Genomic DNA, 2657 nt, shown 5'->3' on the forward strand with positions numbered 1-2657 from the left:
CGACCGCCGGCGCCACCTCGCCCAGGCGGGCGAGCAGCGCCAGCCGGGGCTCGGGCGCACCGATGGCGACGACCGCTTGCAGGCCCTCGGTCACCACCCGCTCGATGGCCGAGTCCTCGTCCTCGAGCACCTCGACGTGCCATTCGCGGCCCCCGGGGTCGCCGACGACTGCCACCACGGACTCGCCGAGCCGCTCTAGCACGTCGACGACCGAGCGCGCATGCCCACCGGCCCCGAAGACGACCCACCCCGCCCCGCGCGAACCGTCAGGGGGCCGCGGGGCGAGCCCAGCGGCATACGGCAGCTCACTCATGACGACCACCGAGCGTTCCTGCCGCCTCGGCAAAGGCATCACCGATGCGGCGGATGTTGGCCGGCTCGAGCACCGCGGGCACGCGCGGCGGGTCGAGGACCAGGCCCTCCCACGAGTTGCGGACGTAGGAGTGGACGAACCACTCGTCGATCTCCGCCTGCGTCGATCGCAGCGACTCCCAGCCACGGGCGTCGACGAACCCCACGAGGTCGTCCGGGGTCTCGAGCCGCAGCACGTTGCCGAGACCGCTCCACGGCATCTCCGCCCCGGTGATGACCGGCAACCCGAGCAGCCCGGCCTCCAACCCAACCGTGCCAGTCGCGGTCACGGTGAAGACGGCCTGGTGCATCAGCTCGCGCGAGTCGGCGAACGGGTCGATCGTCGCGATGTTCGGGTGGACGTCGAACTGTGGCCAGTAGTCCGGGTCGCGGCGCCACATGAAGTGGGCGTGCTCCTTGACGGCGACGCCGATTCCCAACGGGGCCAAGGCATCTGCGAGGACCCGGGCGGTATAGGCCTGGTCGCGCCACTCCTGGCCCATGACGTCGACACTCGACTCCGGCTGGACCTGCAGCGGCAGGAAGACGAACCGCTCCGGCAGCGGGTCCCACCGTCGGGTCTGGTACTCGCGCAGGTTGAGCCGGGCCTTGAGCGGATTGAGCCACGGCAGGCGGGCGTAGTCGCTCGGCTTGGGCAGCTGCAGGTTGGACCCTCGGTCGACGGCGAACTCCCGGACGCGATCGGTTGCGAGCCGCCAGACCTCCTGGCCGGACTCGACCTTGAGGTTGCGGGCGTAGCCCATCGGACGACCCTGCTCGGTCCGCCACGTGTCGATGAAGCGCTTGCCCGCGTCGAGCGCGCCCGGGTCCTCGACGGGACGCTGGAACAGGCTGATTCCCCTGGGCGCGCCGATCAGCCCGAAGCGGTCGGAGGGCAACCGGATGCCCCGCGGCCACGTCGCGAGGCCGCCGTGGTGCGTGACGAGCCCGGCCGTGAGCAGCTCGGACGTCACGGTGAACTCGGTGAGCGCGAGGATCGGACCGCGCCCGGCGATCGCGTGTTCGAGGTGCTCCGCGGCGAGGTTGAGGAAGTTCATCGCCGTGTCGACGCGGTTGCGGCGCAGGGCTCGCTCGCTGACCAGCAGGTCGAGCACGTCGAGGCCGACCCCCGCGCAGGCCCGCTTGAGCGCCGCGTGCGGAGCGAGGCCGCTGACGACATTGGCCTTGCGGGCGGCGGCGTAGGGCAGCCGCACCGTCGTGGCGAGGGGCGCGTGGCGTCGGACCCACGCGAGGTTGGCGTCGGTGCGGACGACGAGGATCAGGTCCTTCGTCTCGAACCCCGCGTGCACGAGGGCGGGCACGAGCAGGTCGTCGTAGCCGAGTCCCATGTGGACCAGCGGTGTCACCACGAAGGCGTGCTCCTCAGCTTTTCGTCAGTCGATGCCGTATGCCGCTGGGCTCGCTCCCTCGGTCGGGCGCGGTCAGCGGGTGGCGGGTTTCCGGCCGTGGTCATCCTAGCCGCGGAGGCTGCGCAGGACTCGGGGCGCGAGCGCGAGGGCGACAGCTCCCAGGGCCACGACGAGCACGAGCCGCACCACGGCCCCCGGCCCCGTGCTGGGCAGGAGGGCCCCCGCCACGCTGAGGCCCGAGGCGGCGGCACCGGCGACCCAGAGCCACGGGACGAACCGGAGGGGCGTCAGGGTCCGTGCGGCATGGACGGTGACCGCCATGAGCACGACGTAGGCGGCTGCCTTGGCTGCCGCGACGCCGGCGATCCCGGCCGGACCGTTGAGCCAGGCGGCACCGGCAACGAGGACGACGACCGCGATGGCGGCGGCGATGGCCAGGCGCCCGGTGTGCTCGTGGTCGAGGACGGCGAGCGACGCGCCCTGGTAGACCATGTAGGCCACCGACACGACGGTGATGAGCCCGAGGGTGACCGACATCGAGCGCTGCGGGAAGTCCGGCGCCATGACGCGGACGAGCCAGGGCCCGAGGAGGGCAACCCCTGCTGCGCCGATGCCGACGACGACAACGAGTGAGGTTGCGGTCCGTGCGGTCCATCGCCAGCGGTCCTGCACCGGGTGCGACAGCACGAGCGGGCCCCAGGCGTTGAAGAGTGCGACCGCGAGGACGAAGGGCATGTTGGCCAGCTGGAGCGCGACCTGGTACGCGCCAGCGGACGCCTGGCCAAGCAGCACGTTGACGAGCAGGACGTCACCCATGAGCAGGCCGAGCATTGCCAGGGCCTGGGGCAGGAGCGGCGCGGCGAGCCGGACGCCCGATCGCGTCCTCTCGCGGGCAGCGGTCGGCAGCAGCGGTCGCCCGATGGCAATGGCGACGGC

The 2657-nt window shown here is 72.2% G+C and carries 2 protein-coding genes and 1 pseudogene; all 3 read right to left on the reverse strand.

Going from position 1 to position 2657, the window contains the following annotated elements; all coding sequences use genetic code 11:
* On the reverse strand, nucleotides 1-313 hold a 313-nt coding region (locus VIR15_RS03010), incomplete at its 3' end, for a PglD-related sugar-binding protein (protein ID WP_524538088.1).
* Nucleotides 306-1721: a hypothetical protein gene (locus tag VIR15_RS03015; RefSeq protein WP_331925992.1), complete on the reverse strand. Its 1416-nt coding sequence runs from the start codon at nucleotides 1719-1721 to the stop codon at nucleotides 306-308. The genes VIR15_RS03010 and VIR15_RS03015, both read right to left, overlap by 8 nt.
* Before the next feature lie 105 nt (nucleotides 1722-1826).
* Nucleotides 1827-2657, reverse strand: a pseudogene (locus tag VIR15_RS03020) (lipopolysaccharide biosynthesis protein); the annotation flags it as partial.

Origin of the sequence: Intrasporangium sp. (assembly GCF_036566125.1) — a bacterium.
Classification (GTDB): Bacteria; Actinomycetota; Actinomycetes; order Actinomycetales; family Dermatophilaceae; genus Intrasporangium.